Source organism: Rhodococcus sp. DMU2021 (assembly GCF_019641445.1).
Taxonomy (GTDB): domain Bacteria; phylum Actinomycetota; class Actinomycetes; order Mycobacteriales; family Mycobacteriaceae; genus Rhodococcus; species Rhodococcus pyridinivorans.
In genome coordinates, this window is sequence record NZ_JAIFKB010000098.1 from 1 (window position 1) to 761 (window position 761).

Annotated in this window: 1 protein-coding gene and 1 pseudogene; both read left to right on the forward strand. The window is 64.3% G+C overall.

Annotated features, from left to right (window positions below; translation table 11 throughout):
* Nucleotides 1–261 (forward strand): annotated as a pseudogene (locus tag K3M35_RS25815) (conjugal transfer protein TraD); the annotation flags it as partial.
* Between the two features lie 2 nt (nucleotides 262–263).
* Nucleotides 264–761: a DUF4913 domain-containing protein gene (locus K3M35_RS25820; RefSeq protein WP_220667293.1), complete on the forward strand. Its 498-nt coding sequence runs from the start codon at nucleotides 264–266 to the stop codon at nucleotides 759–761.

A 761-nucleotide genomic window follows, 5' to 3' on the forward strand; every position in this document is an offset into this window, starting at 1 on the left:
GCGCTGGTGACGATCGGTGGCTCCACCCCGATCCTGGTCCGCAAGGCGTTCTGGGGGAATTCGCCGTTCGCCGAGGCGATCCGCCAGTCCCAGCAGGAAAGCAAGCAGCTCGGCCCTGCCCAACAGAAAGCGTTGCCGATGGGGGAGTCCGATCGTCCCGGCAGTGAGGGTCCGCAGCAACCACGCGTCGTGGACGCGCCTGTCGTGGAGTCTTCCCGCACCACTGCCCTGTTTACGTCCGAGTTCATGTCGAAGGAATGAGCATGGTGAATCTGCCCCGCACGACCGATGATCGCTGGGATACCGGGAACGAGTCCGGAGACGGCACCGCCGACGAGTGGACCCCGGAACAGGCCGCAGTAGTCGGCTCTACCGCGGAACCGCAGGAGAAGAAAGAGCCGAAGTATGCGAATGTTATCGACTGGGTGAACGGTTTCTTCCTGCCGGTGATCCGCCGGCGGATCAGTGACAACGACGGCGGTCTGTCCTGGGATGCGAGGTGGTGGGCGTACCCGGAGGTCGTGGCCCGACTGACCGCGCTACACCAGGCATGGGAGGAAGCACGAGCTTCGGATTCGATGTCCGCGGTGTCCGCGTGGTGGATTCAGCACCTCGAACCCCATCTGAAGGTCATCCTCGACGGCGACACCGGACCGATGGCCAACGCCAAAGCCGACCGCAGCTTCATGGGCTGGCCGGCCATGCCCGCGGACCCGATTCCCTCCGATCTGGTCGACACGATCATCAGCCAGTACGGCTAG